The sequence below is a fragment of the Pseudomonas sp. AK181 genome, assembly GCF_051122975.1.
In the GTDB taxonomy this organism is placed as follows: Bacteria; Pseudomonadota; Gammaproteobacteria; order Pseudomonadales; family Pseudomonadaceae; genus Aquipseudomonas; species Aquipseudomonas lactis.
The window spans coordinates 4618075-4637099 of record NZ_CP146348.1 but is presented as its reverse complement, the minus strand read 5'-3'; the positions used below and the strand labels follow the sequence as shown (position 1 = coordinate 4637099).

At 61.6% G+C, this 19025-nt stretch carries 15 protein-coding genes; 7 read left to right on the top strand and 8 right to left on the bottom strand.

Annotated elements, in window-relative coordinates; all coding sequences use genetic code 11:
• Nucleotides 1–66: 66 nt before the first annotated feature.
• The 3 genes from V8689_RS21105 to V8689_RS21095 are packed head-to-tail and all read right to left on the bottom strand — an operon-like array spanning nucleotide 67 to nucleotide 3128.
• The gene (locus V8689_RS21105) at nucleotides 67–1053 is read right to left on the bottom strand and encodes an alpha-L-glutamate ligase-like protein (protein WP_003193326.1); all 987 of its coding nucleotides are present in this window, start codon (nucleotides 1051–1053) and stop codon (nucleotides 67–69) included.
• The gene (locus tag V8689_RS21100) at nucleotides 1053–2585 is read right to left on the bottom strand and encodes an inactive transglutaminase family protein (RefSeq protein ID WP_003193324.1); all 1533 of its coding nucleotides are present in this window, start codon (nucleotides 2583–2585) and stop codon (nucleotides 1053–1055) included. Before V8689_RS21100 ends, V8689_RS21105 begins: the two co-directional genes overlap by 1 nt.
• A gap of 18 nt (nucleotides 2586–2603) precedes the next feature.
• Nucleotides 2604–3128, bottom strand: a complete 525-nt coding sequence (locus V8689_RS21095; RefSeq protein ID WP_014719501.1) for an ATP-dependent zinc protease family protein — start codon at nucleotides 3126–3128, stop codon at nucleotides 2604–2606.
• A 270-nt stretch (nucleotides 3129–3398) separates the two neighbouring features.
• Between V8689_RS21095 and V8689_RS21090 the strand changes: the two genes are divergently transcribed.
• The 6 genes from V8689_RS21090 (at nucleotide 3399) to prpD (ending at nucleotide 11735) form a co-directional block, all read left to right on the top strand.
• Nucleotides 3399–4112 (top strand): GntR family transcriptional regulator, encoded by a 714-nt coding sequence (locus V8689_RS21090; protein WP_003193321.1) that lies wholly within the window; start codon nucleotides 3399–3401, stop codon nucleotides 4110–4112.
• Nucleotides 4109–5002: a methylisocitrate lyase gene (gene prpB / locus V8689_RS21085; protein ID WP_003193320.1), complete on the top strand. Its 894-nt coding sequence runs from the start codon at nucleotides 4109–4111 to the stop codon at nucleotides 5000–5002. Before V8689_RS21090 ends, prpB begins: the two co-directional genes overlap by 4 nt.
• Before the next feature lie 42 nt (nucleotides 5003–5044).
• Entirely contained in the window at nucleotides 5045–6172 is a 1128-nt protein-coding gene (gene prpC / locus V8689_RS21080) for a bifunctional 2-methylcitrate synthase/citrate synthase (protein ID WP_003193317.1), read from the top strand.
• A gap of 124 nt (nucleotides 6173–6296) precedes the next feature.
• Nucleotides 6297–8891 carry a Fe/S-dependent 2-methylisocitrate dehydratase AcnD gene (acnD, locus tag V8689_RS21075; protein ID WP_056786752.1) on the top strand — a complete coding sequence of 865 codons (2595 nt, stop codon included), beginning with the start codon at nucleotides 6297–6299 and terminating at the stop codon, nucleotides 8889–8891.
• Between the two features lie 11 nt (nucleotides 8892–8902).
• Entirely contained in the window at nucleotides 8903–10093 is a 1191-nt protein-coding gene (prpF, locus tag V8689_RS21070) for a 2-methylaconitate cis-trans isomerase PrpF (protein ID WP_056786749.1), read from the top strand.
• A gap of 157 nt (nucleotides 10094–10250) precedes the next feature.
• Nucleotides 10251–11735, top strand: coding sequence for a 2-methylcitrate dehydratase (gene prpD, locus V8689_RS21065; protein WP_056786746.1), 1485 nt, complete (start codon nucleotides 10251–10253; stop codon nucleotides 11733–11735).
• A 129-nt stretch (nucleotides 11736–11864) separates the two neighbouring features.
• On the opposite strand, the gene V8689_RS21060 is transcribed toward prpD, so the two are convergent.
• From V8689_RS21060 to V8689_RS21040, 5 genes are read right to left on the bottom strand one after another with little or no spacing between them, the layout of a single operon-like run.
• Nucleotides 11865–12593 carry an alanyl-tRNA editing protein gene (locus tag V8689_RS21060; protein ID WP_056786743.1) on the bottom strand — a complete coding sequence of 243 codons (729 nt, stop codon included), beginning with the start codon at nucleotides 12591–12593 and terminating at the stop codon, nucleotides 11865–11867.
• Nucleotides 12594–12595: 2 nt separating this feature from the next.
• Nucleotides 12596–13588, bottom strand: a complete 993-nt coding sequence (locus V8689_RS21055; protein WP_003193308.1) for a serine O-acetyltransferase — start codon at nucleotides 13586–13588, stop codon at nucleotides 12596–12598.
• 37 nt (nucleotides 13589–13625) lie between these two features.
• Nucleotides 13626–14540, bottom strand: coding sequence for a PLP-dependent cysteine synthase family protein (locus V8689_RS21050; protein ID WP_056786740.1), 915 nt, complete (start codon nucleotides 14538–14540; stop codon nucleotides 13626–13628).
• A gap of 16 nt (nucleotides 14541–14556) precedes the next feature.
• On the bottom strand, nucleotides 14557–16419 hold the full coding sequence (moeB, locus tag V8689_RS21045; protein WP_056786737.1) for a molybdopterin-synthase adenylyltransferase MoeB: 1863 nt from the start codon (nucleotides 16417–16419) through the stop codon (nucleotides 14557–14559).
• 23 nt (nucleotides 16420–16442) lie between these two features.
• Nucleotides 16443–17387, bottom strand: coding sequence for a DMT family transporter (locus V8689_RS21040; RefSeq protein WP_032897827.1), 945 nt, complete (start codon nucleotides 17385–17387; stop codon nucleotides 16443–16445).
• 109 nt (nucleotides 17388–17496) lie between these two features.
• Between V8689_RS21040 and V8689_RS21035 the strand changes: the two genes are divergently transcribed.
• Nucleotides 17497–18921, top strand: a complete 1425-nt coding sequence (locus V8689_RS21035) for a PLP-dependent aminotransferase family protein (RefSeq protein ID WP_003193301.1) — start codon at nucleotides 17497–17499, stop codon at nucleotides 18919–18921.
• Nucleotides 18922–19025 lie beyond the last annotated feature (104 nt).

Below are 19025 nucleotides of genomic sequence, written 5' to 3'. Positions count from 1 at the left end.
GTCAGAAAGCTATCGCAGGCAAGCCAGCTCCCACCTAGAGATCCCGGGCTTGCTGCGATGCGCTGCTTAGCCTTCAACTGGCGGAATATGCCCGAACATCTCCTGCACGAACTTCACCCGTTCCTCTGGGGTTTCTGTCACCCCGGCCGCCTTGAGTTCTTCCAGCCGCGCCTCTACTGCATGGGTGCGCAACGTCAGGCCGCAGTCGTTGGCAATCTGGATGTTCAGCCCAGGCCGTGCGTTCAGCTCAAGGATCAACGGGCCTTTTTCCTGGTCCAGCACCATGTCCACGCCGATATAGCCCAGCCCGCACAGCTCGTAGCAGCCGGCGGCGAGCTTCATGAAGCCGTCCCAGTTGGGCAGTTGCACGCCATCCACGGCGTTGGTGGTGTCGGGGTGCTTGGTGATGATGTTGTTCAACCAGGTGCCGCGCAGGGTCAGGCCGGTGGCCAGGTCTACGCCCACCCCAATCGCACCCTGGTGCAGGTTGGCCTTGCCGCCGGACTGGCGGGTGGGCAAGCGCAGCATCGCCATCACCGGGTAGCCCATCAGCACGATGATGCGGATGTCTGGCACGCCTTCATAGCTGATGCTTTTGAAGATCTGGTCGGGCACCACGCGGTACTCGATCAATGCGCGGTCGCGGTGGCCGCCGAGGGAATACAGGCCGGTGAGGATGCTGGAGATCTGGTGCTCGATCTCCTCATGGCTGATGATTTTGCCGGACACCGTGCGATAGCGCCCCTCGAACCGGTCGGCCACTACCAGGATGCCGTCACCGCCGGCGCCCTGGGCGGGCTTGATCACGAAGTCGCTGCGCCCACCGATAATCTCGTCGAGCTTGTCGATTTCCTTTTCGGTGGAGATCACCCCGTACATTTCCGGCACGTGGATGCCGGCCGCCAGCGCCCGTTCCTTGGTGATGATCTTGTCATCCACGATAGGGTACAGGCTGCGCTTGTTGTACTTGAGCACGTAGTCGGCATTACGCCGGTTGATGCCCATGATCCCCCGCGCTTCCAGGGCCTTCCAGGTCTTCCAGAAGCCGAACATCAAGAGTCAGCCTTCAGGAACGCCTTGAAGCGCACCAGCTCGGTGAGGCGGTAGCCGCGATAGCGACCCATGGCCAGCATGAAGCCCACCAGAATCAACAGGATCGCCGGGAAGGTGAACACGAAGTACACCAGCTCCGGCACGCTCATGATCAGGTGCGCCAGGGACGCGGCGAACAGCGTGCCAATCGCCACCTTCAGCGCATGATTGGCACCACGTTCCTCCCAGGTGATCGACAGGCGTTCGATGGTCATGGTCAGGATCACCATCGGGAACAGCGCCACCGACAAGCCGCGCTCCAGCCCCAGTTTGTGGCTGAACAGGCTGATGGCGGCAATCAGCACCACCACGAAGGTCAGCACCACCGACAGCCTCGGCAGCATTTGCAGTTTCAAGTGTTCCAGGTACGACCTGAGCGACAGGCCCAGCGCCGTGATAATCGTGAACAGCACAATCCCGAAGCCTAACTGGGTCTCGCGGAACGCCAGGGCGATCAGTACCGGGGTGAAGGTGCCCAGGGTCTGCAGGCCGATCAGGTTGCGCAGGATCAAGATCACCAGCACGCCAATCGGGATCATCACCATGATCATGAAGGTCTGCTGGGTTTGCAGCGGCAGGCCGTACAGCGAGTATTCGAGGAAGTTGGCGTCGGTGTTTTCGTCCGTCAGCTTGGCCAGGCGGATGGCGTTCATCTCGCTGTTGTTCAGGCTGAAGGTCACCATGGCTTTCTTGCCGCCATCGACGGTGATCAGGTTTTCATCGCCGGTCCACCACAGCAGGCGGTCGGCGGGCAGGCCTTGTTCACCGGTCTCCGGGTTGAAGTACAGCCAGTCGTTGCCGTTGAAGCTGCGCAGCCACAGTTCCGGGGTTTGCGGCTGGTCGGCCACCAGACGGATGGTGTGGACCTTCTCTACCGGCACGTGGGCGATGGACAGCAGCAGCTCGACGATCTTGGCCTTGTGCGGCGTCGAGGGGTCGCCGGCCAGCAGCAACTTCACATTGTCGTCGTTGAGGTTGTTGGTGCGTTTGATGGCTTCGCTGATAAAGGTCTCGACGTCGGCCGAGTGCTGGCGGATCGGCGCTAGCAGGGCTTCGGCGGCGATCTTCTCGGGGCCTTCCACGGCGATGCTGTCGCGGAAGGTCGGGCCTTTGATCTTGACCTTCTCGCCGCTGTAGCGCTTGGTCAGCACCAGGCGGTAATAGAGGGTCTGGTTGCCCTTGGCCCGGCGCGCCGACCAGGTGACCTTGCGGTTGCCGTCGATGCGATTGACGCTCACCCCGTAGTTGTTCGAGATAAAGCTCTCATTGAGGCTGACGAAGTCGCGGCTCAGGGGCGGCACGAACATCTGGATCTTGACCGGGTCTTTCGGGTTGGCGACGAACTCGACCTTGGCGTCGATGTTCCACAAGTCGTCGGTGGCATCTTCGGTGACGGGAATCCCCAGCACGAAGATCTGATAGGCGGTGACCGAAATGCCCAGCACCACCAGCAAGGTGATCAGGATTTTCAGGTGCAGGGTCAGAGAGCGCATTCGGTTTACTCGGCGGTATTAAGCGTCGGCGGCGCAGGCGGGTTTGCCTGCTGCATATTTAAGACTGGGGTCGACCAGCGCATCAAAGCGTTTCAAGGCTTCGGAGCCAATCAGCAGCGGGTATTGGAATGCGCTGCGGTCAGTCAAGTTCACTTCGATGCTGCGTAAAGCACTGCCCATGCAGATATCCAGCGCAATCACTGGGCGGGCAGTGTAGTTCTTGTCCTCATCGGGGTCGTAGTCGCCGGCGCGGCGCTTGATCTTGCTGACACGCGCCAGGGGCAGTTCGATGGGGTGGGAATGGGCGGTGTCGATGGCCAGGTAGAAGCGGACCCAGGATTCGCCATTGCGCTTGAAGCGCTTGATATCGCGGGCACTCAACGAGGCGGTCTTGGCGCCGGTGTCGAGTTTGGCCGCCACTTCCAGGTCGATACCTGCAAGCTTGGCGTATTCATTCAGGCCGTACACGGTCTTCTCGGCGCCAGCGCCAAGGCTCGGTATGCACAGCAGGCACATCACTAGTAGGTAAGGCTTGAGTCTCATAAATCCTGAGGCAGGGCAGTGCACTGTTTATTTCATGGCGACTGGCATTGCTGCGCAATCTCGGGTGCGCCCTTTCATCATGTGATGTCAGGCAAAAGCGGCGGGCATTCTAACATGATGCTTTTTTGGCGCCAGCGCTGGCAGGCGGCCATGCCTTGGCAGGTCGATGCGAGGGTTATTAGACGATTGTCGACAATGTGTATTTATTCTTTGACTATGCGGGGCTAATTGGCTAGTTTTTGCGGCATTGCTTTTAAAGGTGTCGACAATATGTTGGAGCAACTGGAAAAACCAGCCGTGGCACCAGACGATTCCCAGACCATGTCGGAGAACGTCTTCCGGCGTATCCAGGCCGCCATCGTCAAAGGCGAAATCGCCCCCGGCAGCAAGATTTCCGAGCCGGAGCTGGCGCGCACCTACGGCATCAGCCGTGGCCCACTGCGCGAAGCGATCCATCGCCTGGAAGGCCAGCGCCTGCTGGTGCGGGTGCCTCACGTCGGCGCGCGCGTGGTGTCTTTGAGCCACGCCGAGTTGGTCGAGCTGTATGAAATTCGCGAGTCGCTGGAAGGCATGGCCTGCCGCCTGGCCGCCGAGCGCATGACCGACGCGGAGATCGAAGAGCTGCGCCAGGTGTTGCATACCCACGAACGGGACGCGGCGTTCCAGGCGGGTGTCGGCTATTACCAGCAGGAGGGCGACTTCGATTTTCATTACCGCATCATTCAAGGTGCCGGTAACCGCACCCTCACCCAAATGCTCTGCGGCGAGCTGTATCAACTGGTGCGCATGTACCGCATCCAGTTCTCCGCCACCCCCAATCGTCCACGCCAGGCCTTTGCCGAGCATCACCGCATTCTGGACGCGATTGCCGATCGCGACGGTGAACTGGCCGAACTGTTGATGCGCCGGCATATCGGCGCCTCCAAACGCAACATTGCCCGTCACTTCCCGGACGGTGCGCCTTCATCACGAGGTGAGTCATGAGTTCCAACAACAACAGCACTCCCGGCCAGCGTTTCCGTGACGCCGTCGCCAGCGAACAGCCTTTGCAAGTGGTGGGCGCCATCAACGCCAACCATGCGCTCTTGGCCAAGCGCGCCGGCTTCAAGGCGATTTATCTTTCAGGTGGCGGTGTCGCCGCCGGCTCCCTCGGCGTGCCAGACCTGGGCATCACCGGCCTGGATGACGTGCTCACCGACGTGCGCCGCATTACCGATGTGTGCGACCTGCCGCTGCTGGTGGACGTGGACACCGGTTTCGGCTCCTCGGCGTTCAACGTGGCGCGTACCGTCAAGTCGATGATCAAGTTCGGTGCCGCCGCCATCCATATCGAAGATCAGGTTGGCGCCAAGCGCTGCGGTCATCGCCCCAACAAAGAAATCGTGTCCCAGCAGGAGATGGTCGACCGCATCAAGGCCGCCGTGGATGCGCGCACCGATGACAGTTTCGTGATCATGGCGCGCACCGACGCCCTGGCGGTCGAGGGCCTGGAGTCTGCGCTGGAACGTGCCGCTGCGTGCATCGAGGCCGGTGCCGACATGGTGTTCCCGGAAGCCATCACTGAACTGGAGATGTACAAGCTGTTCGCCTCCCGCGTGAAGGCGCCGATCCTGGCGAACATCACCGAGTTCGGCGCGACACCGCTGTACACCACCGAACAGTTGAAATCTGCGGATGTTTCCATTGTGCTGTACCCGCTCTCGGCCTTCCGTGCCATGAACAAGGCCGCCGAGAATGTCTATACCGCGATTCGTCGCGACGGTACCCAGCAGAACGTGATCGACACCATGCAAACGCGCATGGAGCTTTACGATCGCATCGACTACCACACCTTCGAGCAGAAGCTCGACGCGCTGTTCGCCGCGAAAAAATAAACCCTGTGGTTCCCTGAACAACTACAAAATTGGAGAACGAACATGGCTGAAGCTAAAGTATTGAGTGGTGCTGGCCTGCGTGGCCAGGTCGCCGGGCAGACTGCACTGTCCACCGTGGGCCAGGCCGGCGCCGGCCTGACCTACCGTGGCTACGACGTACGCGAACTGGCCGCTGACGCCCAGTTTGAAGAAGTCGCCTACCTGCTGCTGTACGGCGAATTGCCAACCCAGGCAGAACTGGACGCCTACAGCAACAAGCTGAGCAAACTGCGTGACCTGCCCCAAGCCCTGAAAGAGGTGCTCGAACGCATCCCCGCCGACGCCCACCCGATGGACGTGATGCGCACCGGTTGCTCGTTCCTGGGCAATATCGAGCCGGAGAAAGATTTCAGCGTGCAGCGCGATGTCACCGACCGCCTGCTCGCCGCGTTCCCGGCGATCATGTGCTACTGGTACCGCTTCAGCCACGACGGCCAGCGCATCGACTGCGTGACCGACGAGCCGAGCATCGGTGGCCACTTCCTGCACCTGCTGCATGGCAAGAAGCCGAGCGAGCTGCACGTCAAGGTCATGAACGTGTCGCTGATCCTCTACGCCGAACACGAATTCAATGCCTCGACCTTCACCGCACGGGTGTGTGCATCGACCCTGTCCGACCTGTATTCCTGCGTCACCGCCGCCATCGGCTCCCTGCGCGGCCCGCTGCACGGCGGTGCCAACGAAGCAGCGATGGAAATGATCGAGCGTTTCTCCTCGGCCCAGGAAGCGGTTGAAGGCACCCTTGGCATGTTGGCGCGCAAAGACAAGATCATGGGCTTTGGCCACGCGATCTATAAAGACAGCGACCCGCGCAACGAGGTGATCAAAGGCTGGTCGAAAAAACTCGCTGACGAAGTAGGCGACACCGTGTTGTTCCCGGTCTCCGAAGCCATCGACAAGACCATGTGGGAACAGAAGAAGCTGTTTCCCAACGCCGATTTCTACCATGCCTCGGCGTACCACTTCATGGGCATCCCGACCAAGCTGTTCACGCCGATCTTCGTGTGCTCGCGCCTGACCGGCTGGGCCGCGCACGTGTTCGAGCAGCGCGCCAACAACCGCATCATCCGTCCAAGCGCCGAGTACACCGGCGTTGAGCAGCGCAAGTTCGTGCCAATCGAACGTCGCTGAATGGGATGGGCTGTGTCCGCTGGCTAATGTGCTTTTTTGTGGGAGCTGGCAAGCCAGCTCCCACAGGAAACAAAGCCAGTGTCGACAGTTCACCTTTTGCACTTACCGTGACCGAGTCCTGACGATGAACACTGAATTTCGCAAACCGCTCCCCGGCAGCCGCCTGGATTTTTTCGACGCCCGTGCGGCTGTCGAGGCAATCACCCCCGGCGCCTACGCCACCTTGCCCTACACCTCGCGCGTGCTCGCCGAGAACCTGGTGCGCCGTTGCGACCCGGCGACCCTCAATGCCTCGCTGAGCCAACTGATCGAGCGCAAGCGCGACCTCGACTTCCCGTGGTTCCCGGCCCGCGTGGTGTGCCATGACATCCTCGGCCAGACCGCCCTGGTCGACCTCGCCGGCTTGCGTGATGCCATCGCCCAGCAAGGCGGCGACCCGGCGCAGGTCAACCCGGTGGTGCCCACCCAGCTGATCGTCGACCACTCCCTGGCCGTCGAGGCCGGTGGCTTTGACCCGCAAGCCTTCGAAAAAAACCGTGCCATTGAAGACCGTCGCAACGAAGACCGTTTCCACTTTATCGAGTGGACCAAAAAGGCCTTCAAGAACGTCGACGTGATCCCGCCAGGCAACGGCATCATGCACCAGATCAACCTGGAGAAAATGTCCCCGGTGATTCAAGTGCGTGACGGCGTGGCCTTCCCGGATACCTGTGTCGGCACCGACAGCCACACGCCTCACGTAGATGCCCTGGGCGTGATCGCCATCGGCGTCGGTGGCCTGGAAGCCGAGAGCGTGATGCTCGGCCGCGCGTCGTGGATGCGCTTGCCGGAAAGCGTGGGCGTGGAATTGACCGGCAAGCTGCAACCGGGCATCACCGCCACCGATATGGTGCTGGCGCTCACCGAATTCCTGCGCCAGCAGAAGGTGGTCGGCGCCTGGCTGGAGTTCTTCGGCGAAGGGGCTGCGGCACTCACCTTGGGTGACCGTGCGACCATTTCCAACATGGCCCCGGAGTACGGCGCCACCGCCGCGATGTTCTACATCGACGCGCAAACCATTGCCTACCTCAAACTCACCGGCCGTGAAGACGAACAGGTCGCGCTGGTCGAGCAATACGCCCGTCACACCGGCCTGTGGGCCGACGACCTGAAAGGCGCGCAGTACGAGCGCAGCCTGAGCTTCGACCTCTCCAGCGTCGTGCGCAATATGGCCGGCCCGAGCAACCCCCATGCGCGTCTGGCCACCCGCGACCTGGCGTCAAAAGGCATCGCTGGCCAATGGGATGACGTGCCGGGGCAAATGCCCGACGGCGCAGTGATCATCGCCGCCATCACCAGCTGCACCAACACCAGCAACCCGCGCAACGTGATCGCTGCCGGCCTGCTGGCACGCAACGCCAACAAGCTGGGGCTGACCCGCAAGCCGTGGGTCAAGTCGTCTTTGGCGCCGGGCTCGAAAACCGTGGCCATGTACCTGGAAGAAGCGGGACTTGGCCATGAGCTGGAAAAACTCGGTTTTGGCGTGGTGGCGTTTGCCTGCACCACCTGCAACGGCATGTCCGGCGCGCTCGACCCGGTGATCCAGCAAGAGATCATCGACCGCGACCTGTACGCCACCGCAGTGTTGTCGGGTAACCGCAACTTTGACGGGCGCATTCACCCCTACGCCAAGCAAGCCTTCCTGGCGTCGCCGCCGCTGGTGGTGGCCTATGCGATTGCCGGTACCATCCGTTTCGACATCGAAAAGGACGTGCTCGGCCTGGACGCCGAGGGCAAGGAAATCCGCCTGCAAGACATCTGGCCGAGCGATGAAGAGATCGACGCGGTGGTCAAGGCTTCGGTAAAACCCGAGCAATTCCGTGCGGTGTATATCCCGATGTTCGCCATCCACGAAGACACCGGCCCCAAGGTCACGCCGCTGTACGACTGGCGCCCACAAAGCACCTATATCCGCCGCCCGCCGTACTGGGAAGGCGCGCTGGCCGGTGCACGACCGCTCAAGGGCATGCGCCCGCTGGCGGTGCTGCCGGACAACATCACCACCGACCACTTGTCGCCGTCCAACGCGATCATGCTGGACAGCGCCGCCGGCGAATACCTGGCGAAAATGGGCTTGCCGGAAGTCGACTTCAACTCCTACGCCACCCACAGGGGCGACCATTTGACGGCGCAGCGCGCCACCTTCGCCAACCCGAAACTGTTCAACGAAATGGTGCAGGAAAACGGCAAGGTCAAGCAGGGCTCTCTTGCGCGTATCGAGCCGGAAGGCAAAGTCACGCGGATGTGGGAAGCGATTGAAACCTACATGGAACGCAAGCAGCCGCTGATCATCATCGCCGGTGCCGACTATGGCCAAGGTTCGTCCCGCGACTGGGCGGCCAAGGGCGTACGCCTGGCCGGTGTGGAAGCGATTGCCGCCGAAGGCTTCGAGCGCATCCACCGCACCAACCTGGTGGGCATGGGCGTGTTGCCCCTGGAGTTTCTGCCAGGCACCGACCGCCACACTCTCAAGATCGACGGCAGTGAAACCTATGATGTGGACGGCGAGCGCACCCCGCGTGCGCAATTGACCCTGGTGATCAACCGCAAGAATGGCGAACGTGTCGAGGTGCCAGTGACCTGCCGCCTGGACACCGCCGAAGAAGTGTCGATCTACGAGGCGGGTGGCGTGTTGCAGCGTTTCGCCCAGGACTTCCTGGAATCAAAGGCGACCGCCTGAAGAGGATAACCATGGCACACGTAGCGCAAATCAGAATCCCCGCCACTTACATGCGTGGCGGCACCAGCAAGGGCGTGTTCTTCAGTCTCAAGGATCTGCCCGCAGCGGCCCATGTGCCGGGCCCTGCACGCGACGCCTTGTTGCTGCGGGTGATTGGCAGCCCCGACCCGTACGACAAGCAGATCGACGGCATGGGTGGGGCCACCTCGAGCACCAGCAAGACCGTGATCCTGGCCAAAAGCAGCCGCGCCGATCACGACGTGGACTACCTGTTCGGCCAGGTCTCCATCGACAAGCCATTTGTCGATTGGAGCGGCAACTGCGGCAACCTGTCGGCGGCGGTAGGCTCGTTCGCCATCAGCGCCGGCCTGGTCGATGCGGCCCGCATGCCCCACAACGGCGTGGCCGTGGTGCGGGTGTGGCAGGCCAACATCGGCAAGACCATCATTGCCCGCGTGCCGATCACTGACGGCGCGGTGCAGGAAACCGGCGACTTTGAACTGGACGGCGTGACCTTTCCGGCCGCCGAAGTGCAGCTGGAGTTCATGGACCCAGCGGCGGAAGAAGAGGGCGGTGGTGGCTCGATGTTCCCCACCGGCAACCTCGTCGACGACTTGGAGGTACCCGGTGTCGGTACCTTCAAGGCCACGTTGATCAATGCCGGTATCCCGACGATTTTCATCAATGCCCAAGACCTGGGCTACACCGGTACCGAACTGCAAGGCGCGATCAACAGCGACCCCAAGGCCCTGGCGATGTTCGAGACCGTGCGGGCGTATGGCGCGTTGCGCATGGGCCTGATCAAACACCTGGACGAGGCCGCTCAGCGCCAGCACACGCCCAAGGTGGCGTTCGTGGCCAAGCCTGCCGATTACGTGGCTTCCAGTGGCAAGGCGATCAAGGCCGGCGATGTGGATCTGCTGGTGCGCGCCTTGTCCATGGGCAAACTGCACCACGCGATGATGGGCACCGCGGCGGTGGCGATTGGCACCGCGGCGGCGATTTCCGGCACCTTGGTCAACCTGGCGGCGGGCGGCGTGGAACGCAATGCCGTGCGCTTCGGGCACCCGTCCGGCACCTTGCGCGTAGGCGCCGAGGCCAGCCAGGTTGACGGTGAATGGGTGGTGAAGAAAGCCATCATGAGCCGCAGTGCGCGGGTGTTGATGGAAGGCTACGTGCGCATCCCTGGCGACGCCTTTTAGCTTGATCGTTCCCACGCTCCGCGTGGGAACGCCGCCTGGGACGCTCTGCGTCCTGCTGTGACGCAGAGCGTCACGGGATGCATTCCCACGCGGAGCGTGGGAACGATCAACATCAATCTTGACTTGAGGAACAACCCCACCTTTTAGGAGAACTGCCATGAGCGCCAACGTCGAGCAGAACAACCGCCCCGACTACGACCCGGTGTTGCAGGACATCGCCGACTACGTCCTCAACTACCGCATCGACTCCCAGGACGCCCTGGATACCGCCCGTAACTGCCTGATGGACACCCTCGGCTGCGGCCTGCTGGCCCTGCGCTTCCCCGAGTGCACCAAGCACCTGGGGCCGATGGTGGAGGGCACCGTGGTGCCATTCGGCGCACGGGTGCCGGGCACTTCGTTTCGCCTGGACCCGGTCAAGGCCGCCTGGGACATTGGTTGCATCGTGCGCTGGCTCGACTACAACGACACCTGGCTCGCCGCTGAATGGGGCCACCCTTCGGACAACCTTGGCGGCATCCTCGCCGTGGCCGATCACCTGTCACAAAAGCGCCTGGCCAATGGCGACGCGCCGCTGACCGTGCGTGCAGTGTTGGAAGCGATGATCATGGCCCACGAAATCCAAGGGGTGATTGCCCTGGAAAACTCCTTCAACCGGGTAGGCCTCGACCATGTGTTGCTGGTGAAAGTTGCCTCTACGGCGGTCACTGCCAAGCTGATGGGCGCCAATCGTGAGCAACTGTTATCGGCGTTGTCCCACGCGTTTGTCGATGGCCAGGCGCTGCGCACCTATCGCCATGCGCCAAATGCCGGCTCGCGCAAATCCTGGGCGGCAGGCGATGCATCGAGCCGCGGCGTACGCCTGGCAGACATCGCCTTGCGTGGCGAAATGGGCATCCCCGGCGTGCTGAGTGCGCCGCAATGGGGCTTCTACGACGTGCTGTTCAGCCACACCAACAAGGACCTGGCGCTCAAGCCCGAGGACAAGCGCGCCTTCAGCCTGCCCCAACCCTACGGCACCTACGTGATGGAAAACGTGCTGTTCAAGATCAGCTTCCCGGCCGAGTTCCACGCGCAAACCGCCTGTGAAGCGGCAGTCGCCCTGCACCCGCAGGTCAAGCATCGCCTGCATGAAATCGAGCGCATCGTGATCACCACCCACGAGTCGGCGATTCGCATTATTTCCAAGGTCGGCCCATTGGCCAACGCCGCCGACCGTGACCACTGCCTGCAATACATGACCGCCGTGCCCTTGGCGTTCGGCCACCTGGTGGCCGAGCAGTATGAAGATGATTTCCACGCGGCCCACCCGATCATCGATGAGCTGCGCGACAAGATGGTCATCGTCGAAGACCCGCGCTACAGCCGCGAGTACCTGGAGGCTGACAAACGCTCGATTGCCAACGCGGTGCAGGTGTTTTTCACGGACGGCACCTGCACCGAGCAGGTCGCGGTGGAGTACCCGATTGGCCATCGCCGCCGTCGGGTGGACGGCATTCCACTGCTGGAAGACAAGTTCAAGGCCAACCTGGCCACGCGCTTTACCGCGCAACGCAGCGCTGAGATTTTTGCGTTGTGCAAGGATCAGGCACGGCTTGAGGCGACGCCTGTGAACCGTTTCATGGACCTGTTAGTGATCTGAAAAACAACACGGTCAATGTGGGAGCTGGCTTGCCTGCGATAGCGGTGTGCCAGCCCCACATGAATTAACTGGATGTCAGCTATCGCAGGCAAGCCAGCTCCCACAGTTGACCGAGCCCAGCTTCAGAATCTATTCAAACCGCAGTATCACCCGGCGGTTGTGCTTGCTCTTCTTCTCGATCTTCTCGCAGAACACCCGGCCGATTTCCTCGGTATTGAGCACGTGGGTGCCGCCGCAGGGCTGGATATCGATGCCGGGGATTTCAATCACTCGTACCGAACCCGAGACCACCGGCGGCGCAACCGCCTGGGTGCGGGTGATCTGCAGCAGGGTTGCGTACTCGGTGGCGGGCATCGACAGGGTTTTGACTGCGTGGGCCTGCTCGATCAGGGCATTGAGGTCTTGGGTGAGGCGGTCTTTGTCCAGGGTCATTTCCGGCAGGTCGAAATCCAGGCGGCCTTTATCCGCGCTGATGCTGCAACCGGTCACGGGCGCATCGATAAGGGAGCACAGCAAGTGCAGGCAGGTGTGCATCTTCATGTGCTGGTAGCGCCGTTCCCAATCCAGCCCGGCGTCGACCTGGACGCCAGCGGCCAACTGTTCGGGGCAGTGGTCCACCTGGTGCCAGATGATCGAGCGCAACGCCGGGTCGCGTACGGTGCCGGTCACTTGCACCCGTGTGCCATCGGCCAGGGTGAGGTGGCCGGTATCGCCCGGTTGCCCGCCGCCGGTGGGGTAGAACAGGGTGTGCTCCAGGGCGATACCCTGTTCGCTGACGGCAATCACCCGGGCGCTGAATGCGTTCTGGTAGGGCGCGCTGTCGAACAGCGCCAGGGTTTCCATGGTATGCACGGACATGTTCAACCTCCGACGATCAATGGGGTGGCTTGCAAGAGGTGGCGCACCAGTGCGCTCAAGCCAGGGGGAGAGAGCAGGGTGATTTCAAATTCCGGCCCGCATACCTTCAGGTTCAGCGGCAGGCGAGGCAGTTGTTCATCGTTGTCGAGGCGACGCAGGCGAAACTGCAGGTGGTGCCGCTCTTTCACCGTAGGTTCGAGCATCAGCCCTTGCAGGGGATGAAAGTCGGCGTCCAGCACGGTGACCTTGTGGCCGACACTCACTTCGCCCACCACGTGCAAGCGCTCATCCAGGGCAAAGGCGCCGAGGTAGTTGCTGTGGTCCGATTCATCGTTTTTTTGCAGTTGGATCTGGTTGACCACCTTGACCTTGGTGCCTGCTGGCACGTCCTGGGTAATCACGCAGGAGGGGCTGATAAACACGTTGTCGCCGATCGAAACATAGCCCAGCACCCGGGCGCCGGCGCCGACTTCGACGTTATTGCCCAGGCGCGGGTGGCGCTTGCCGTCCGGGTTGTTGGCGATACCGCGCGCGCCGAGGGTCACGCCGCAGAGGATGTAGCAGTCGTTGCCGATCACGCAGGTTTCGCCGATGACGGTGCCGTAGCCATGGTCCAGCACAAAGCGCCGGCCAATACGGGCTGCCGGGTGAATCTCGGCGCCGGAGAGGATCTTGCCCTGGTTGCTCAGCTTGAGGGCCATGCGCGAAAACTCGCCATTGTCAGCGGCCTGGAAATGCCACACCAGGTGCGCAAGGCGGTAGAACAGCACGGCCTTGAACGAGGCGTAGGACTCCAGGATCAACTCACCGCGCCCACGGGACGCCGGGTCGCGATAGGCATAGGCGATCAGGTCTTCGGCCACTGCCTGGGCGGCGTTCTGGATCAACGGCGCCAGGTGCGGTTCCAGCTGCTTCATCTGCCCGGGCGTCAGGGTGGTGATGAGGTGGGTCAGCAACTCATCGTGCAGCTGTTGCATGTCGATAAAGCCCCCCATGGAGACACCCCCGTATGTTGAATGGTTAAAAGCCCGGTTACTCGAAACTGGGCAGGTAGCTGTCGGCATTGTCGTAGACCATGGTCAACACCCTCGTTTCAGGCGGCAGTTCGGGGGCAAGCTGGGCGATGGCAACCATGTTGGCGGCCGAAGACAGCCCCAGGCTGATGGCATCGGTGCGCATGATGCGTTTGATCATGTCCAGGCAATCGGCGTGCGACACCTTGAGCATGCCGTCGATCACGTCCAGGTTGAGGATGCTGGGGATCAGGCCAATCGACAGGCCCTGGATCGCGTGCGCGGCGTGCTGGTCTTTCAGCAAGTCGCATTCCTCCGGTTCCACACCCATCACACGCAGTGCCGGCCAGGCTGCCTTGAGGGTTTCGCCGATACCGGTGATATGCCCCCCGGTGCCTATGCCGCTGACGAAGTAGTCCACACGCTGTTCACCGAAGGCGCGCAGGATTTCCGGGGCGGTGGTGTCCCGGTGGGTTTGGGGGTTGGCGCCGTTGCGTTGCTGGTTGAGCATCACGTAGTTGGGGTTCTCCAACTGCAGCTCCATGCACTTTTCACCGTGGGAGTTGTTACCCAGCCGACTGTCGGACAGCACGACCCTGGCGCCATACAGGCGCAGCAGTTTCTGTTTTTCCGGGCTGTAGTTGTCGGGGATCACCAGCACCACTTTGTAGCCCAGCACATTGCCGGCCATCACCAGGCCAATGCCGGTGTTGCCGCCACTGGGTTCGATGATGGTCTGCCCGGAATCACGGATCAGCACACCGCGGCGCTCGGCATCCAGGATCATGCCCAGGGCGATGCGCGCCTTGTGGCTGCCGCCGGGGTTGAGGGACTCCAGCTTGGCGTAGACCTCGATGCCGAGGTCTTCGGAAAACTGGGCCAGACGCACGATCGGCGTTTGGCCGATGACGTCGAGGATGGAGTTATGCAGCATCAGTACGCCTCCGCCCTTAGTACAACGGCATGTCAGGTTCGACGTCGCGAACCCAATGTTTCATGCCACCCTGCAGGACTTTGGTGTTGGCAAAGCCGGCGGCCAACAGGGTGCTGGCGGCTTGCTCGGCGCGGGTGCCTGCGTAGCAGATCAGGTAGTGGGTGTTGTCGCGGCTCAGGCTGGCGAGCTGCCCATCCAGTTCGGCCAGCGGGATATGCACCACGCCCGGTAATTTGCACACTTCCAGTTCGCTGGCGTCACGTACGTCCAGCAATACATCGGCGCTGCTGGGGTGTTCGAGCACTTGCTTGAGCACCTGGGGCTTGATGTAGCGCTCCGCGGCCAGGGAAGGCTGGCTCGGTACGGCATCGGCGCAGGTGGCTGGCGCGACGGTTTCGCTGTGGCGCAGGTCCGAGCAGCAGGGGCAGTCGGCGCGGCGCTTGAAGCGGATCTCGCTGAACTTCATCGCCAGCGCGTCGAAGCGCATCAAGCGGCCGGACAAGGGTTCGCCGATGCCGATCAGCAATTTGATCGCCTCGGTAGCCTGGATCATGCCGACCACGCCCGGTAGCACGCCGATCACACCGCCCGCGCTGCAATTGGGCGCCAGCTCAGCGGGCGGGGCCTTGGGGAACAGGCAGCGATAGCACGGCCCACCTTTATAGTTGAGCACGCTGATTTGCCCGTCGAAACGGTAGATGGCGCCGTACACCAGGGGTTTGCCCAGCTGCACGCAGGCGTCGTTGACCAGGTAGCGGGTGTCGAAATTGTCGGTGCCGTCGATCACCAGGTCATAGGCGCCCACCAGTTCCAGGGCGTTGTCAGTGTCGAGCGCGGTGTTGTGCGCATTGATCTGGATATAGGGGTTGAGGTCCAGCAGGCGCTGCTTGGCGGACTCGACCTTGGGCATGCCCAGGGTGCTGTTGCCATGCACAATCTGGCGTTGCAGGTTGCTGCTTTCCACCACGTCAAAATCCACCAGGCCCAGGGTGCCGATGCCGGCCGCCGCCAGGTACAGGCTGATGGGCGAGCCCAGGCCGCCGGTACCGATGACCAGCACCTTGGCTTTCTTCAGGTTCAATTGGCCTTCGCGGCCGACGCCCGGCAGGGTGATGTGGCGCACGTAGCGCTGCACTTCTTCGTTGCTCAGGGTGTCGATGTCCATGCCGCCTGAGGTGGCGAGCAACACTTCGATCCGGGCTTTTGGAGGCAGGGCTTCATCGGCTTCGATCAGCGCCTCCTCGGCGGTAAACAGGAAGTGTTCCTTGAGCTGGTTGTTCTTTTCATGGAACAGGTGCTGACGCAATTGGGGGTGATGGGTGCAGAGGTTTTCAATGACTTCGCGCAATGTCGATCCGGCGCCCTCAAGGGTCGATTCCGGCAGCTTGGCCACGCGAACCAGAATGTCGGGGAAAGAGACAGCGTTCATGGACAACTCCGTGTGCAGGTCGTTGAAAGGTTGAAGGGAGAAATGCTTGCCATCCCAGGCAAACAGCTTGGAGCCCAGGGCCTGGCCCTGACGAACATCCACCACCAGGTAACTGACGGGGAAGATCGGCTCGCCCAGGAACAGCGCCTTGTCCTGGTCTTCGTCACTGAAATAGGCGCCCACATCCGGGTGTGAGTGGTAGATCACCACCACCGGGTTGTCGCTGCGAAACGCCTTGTTCATCAGCAGGGTGTCGGCCACCGAAAAGGTGTAGCCGTTGGCCGCGCTGCGTGGGTACATCTGGGGGTTCTTGCGGTGCAGCTCATTCTGGATATTGCTGCCCAGGTACACGCTACCGTCGGCGAAGACAAAACCACAGCACTCCTCGGGGTAGCTGCGGCTGGCGTGGGCGTAGATCTGTTCCAGGGCGGTGGGGCGGAGGACGTCCATGTTTCTCTCGCGTTGGTTGAGGGTCACTTTTTCTTGGCCATGAGTTTTTCAATCGGCAATTTGGTGATCGCAAAGCCGGCCAGCAGGATTGCCGAGTACAGCATCAGGTCGCGGGAGATTTCCACGCCTTCGTACCAGGCACCGATGATGACCGCGAACACCGGGAAGATGATGAAGACGAACGACAGGATGATCGGGCTCAGGCGCTTGAGCAGCATGAAATACACAATGAACCCGCCCACCGAGGCCACCAGGCCCAGGTAGAACAGTGCGCTCCAGGAACGCAGGGTGATGGCGTCGAACGTTGGCGTTTCAAACCACAGGCCGGCCAGGAACAGCATCAGCCCGGCAATGCCGATGGGCAGGGTGTTGTAGGTGATGACGCTGATGGCGCTGCCTTTTTGCTTGGTAATGACATAGCACAAGGCGTGCATGATCGCGGCGCTCAGAATGGCCAGCACCCCGAGGAACTCGGCGTGGTCCAGGTGCAGGCCCTGGCTCTTGATGATCATGTAGAGGCTGCCGAAACCGATGCCGATGCCGACCACCTGGGAAAAATAGATGCGCTCGCGCAGGAACAGTGCGGAGAAGATCAGAATGAACACCGGCATGCAGCTGAACAGCAGGGCGGTGAGGCCCGACGACACATGCATTTCGCCGTAGTTGAGCAAATAGTAGGGAACGCTGAAGTAGGACAGGGTCACGAATACGAAGAACCAGCGACTTTCCCGGGGAAACAGGATCGGCTCGCGGCGCACCATGGCAAAACACAGGAACAGCGGAAACGCGATGAGAAAGCGCAGGCCGGCGGATGTCAGCGGCGGCACGCTCTCGACGGCGATCTTGATGCCCAGCCAGGTAGTGCCCCAGCTCAGGCACACGATCAGGAACATCACGCTGGTCACCAGCCCGGCGAGCCACTGTTTTTGCGTTTTTGTTTTTGCAGTGTTTTCGAGAACGGCGGACATTGGCATCGTTTATTGCTTCCCTGAGCCGGAATTGAACTCTATATTGAACTTGTAATGAGTTATGTTTATCGGCGATTGAACCCGTAAAAGCACACTATTAGGGCGAAAGATGGCTGTCAAAACAAATATTGACATGGTGTCAATTATGCGTGAGGGCTTGTCCAACGGGCAGGGCGTGAAGTACAAGCGCCTGTCCGATGTGATGGAACGGGGCATCCTTGAGGGCTTGATTGAACCGGGACGAAAACTGCCGCCCCATCGGGTGCTTTCCGACAATTTAGGCGTGACCATCGGCACCATCAGCCGGGCCTACGGTGAGCTGGAACGCCTGGGCCTGGTGGTTGCACGGGTAGGTGACGGCACCTTCGTGCGCAAGCGTGGGATGGAACGCCAGCGTGATGAGGGCTTTCGCAATTTCAGCGAGGAGCCGCGCCAGTACTTCGACATGAGCCGCAACATGCACATTCCCGGGCAAGAGACGGTGTTTCTCGCCCAGAGCTTCCAAACCCTGTCGACCAACGCCAAGTTCCTCCAGGACATCAGCGCCTACACCCCCGACGCCGGCCTGCCGCGTTACCGTGAAGCGGGCGCGCAATGGCTGGTGCAGCGCGAGTTTCATCCGATTCCCGAGCAGGTCATCTGCGTCAACGGCGGCCAGCACGGCTTGCTGTGCGCCATGATGGCCCTGCTGCGCGCTGGCGATACGGTGGTCACCGAGCAGTTGACTTACCCCGGGCTGATTACCGCTGCGCGTATGCTGGGGGTGCGGTTGATCGGCCTGGAGATGGATGAGGAGGGTGTGCTGCCCACGGCCCTGGATGAGGTCTGTCGTAATCACCGGATTTCGGCACTGTATTGCACGCCGACTATCCAGAATCCGACGACCGCCGTGTTGTCGGTTGCGCGCCGCGAAGCCTTGGCCAGGGTGTGTCGTGAACATAACCTGCTGATTCTTGAAGACGAAGCCCACGGTGTGCTGGTGGAGGACCGTCCGCCGCCCCTCAGCTATTTCGCGCCTGAACGTACGATTTTGATCAGCAGCCTGAGCAAGGCGGTGTCAGCCGGTTTGCGGGTGGGCTACGTGCATGCGCCGCCGGCGCTGGTCAGCCGCATCTCGGCGGCGATACGTTCGACCTGCTGGATGGCCACACCTGTGACCCTGGAACTGGCGACCCAGTGGATCGAAAACGGCACGGCAGAATATTTGTTGCGTCAGCAGATCAATGAAATTAGTCGGCGCAAGACGCTGGTCGAAGATTTATTGACCGGCCTGGCCTATCGCACCCACCTCAACAGCCCGCATTTCTGGATCGAAGTGCCCGAGCCCTGGCGGGCCTCGGAAATCGAGGCGGAGCTCAAGCAGAACAATTACCTGATCGCCACCGCCGAGGCGTTTGCCGTGGGGCAGACGGCGGTGCCGCAGTTTATTCGGGCGAGTATCTGTAATACGTCGGGCGATGATCAGTTATTGCGCGAGGGGTTTGATGCGCTGGCGACGGCGTTGGGGCAGGGGGGCGGGCGGTTTCATCTGTGAGACCGCGCTCGTTCCCACGCTCTGCGTGGGAATGCATCTTGCGGCGCTCCGCGTCGCTATTGCGGGACGCGGAGCGTCCCATGCGGCGTTCCCACGCAGAGCGT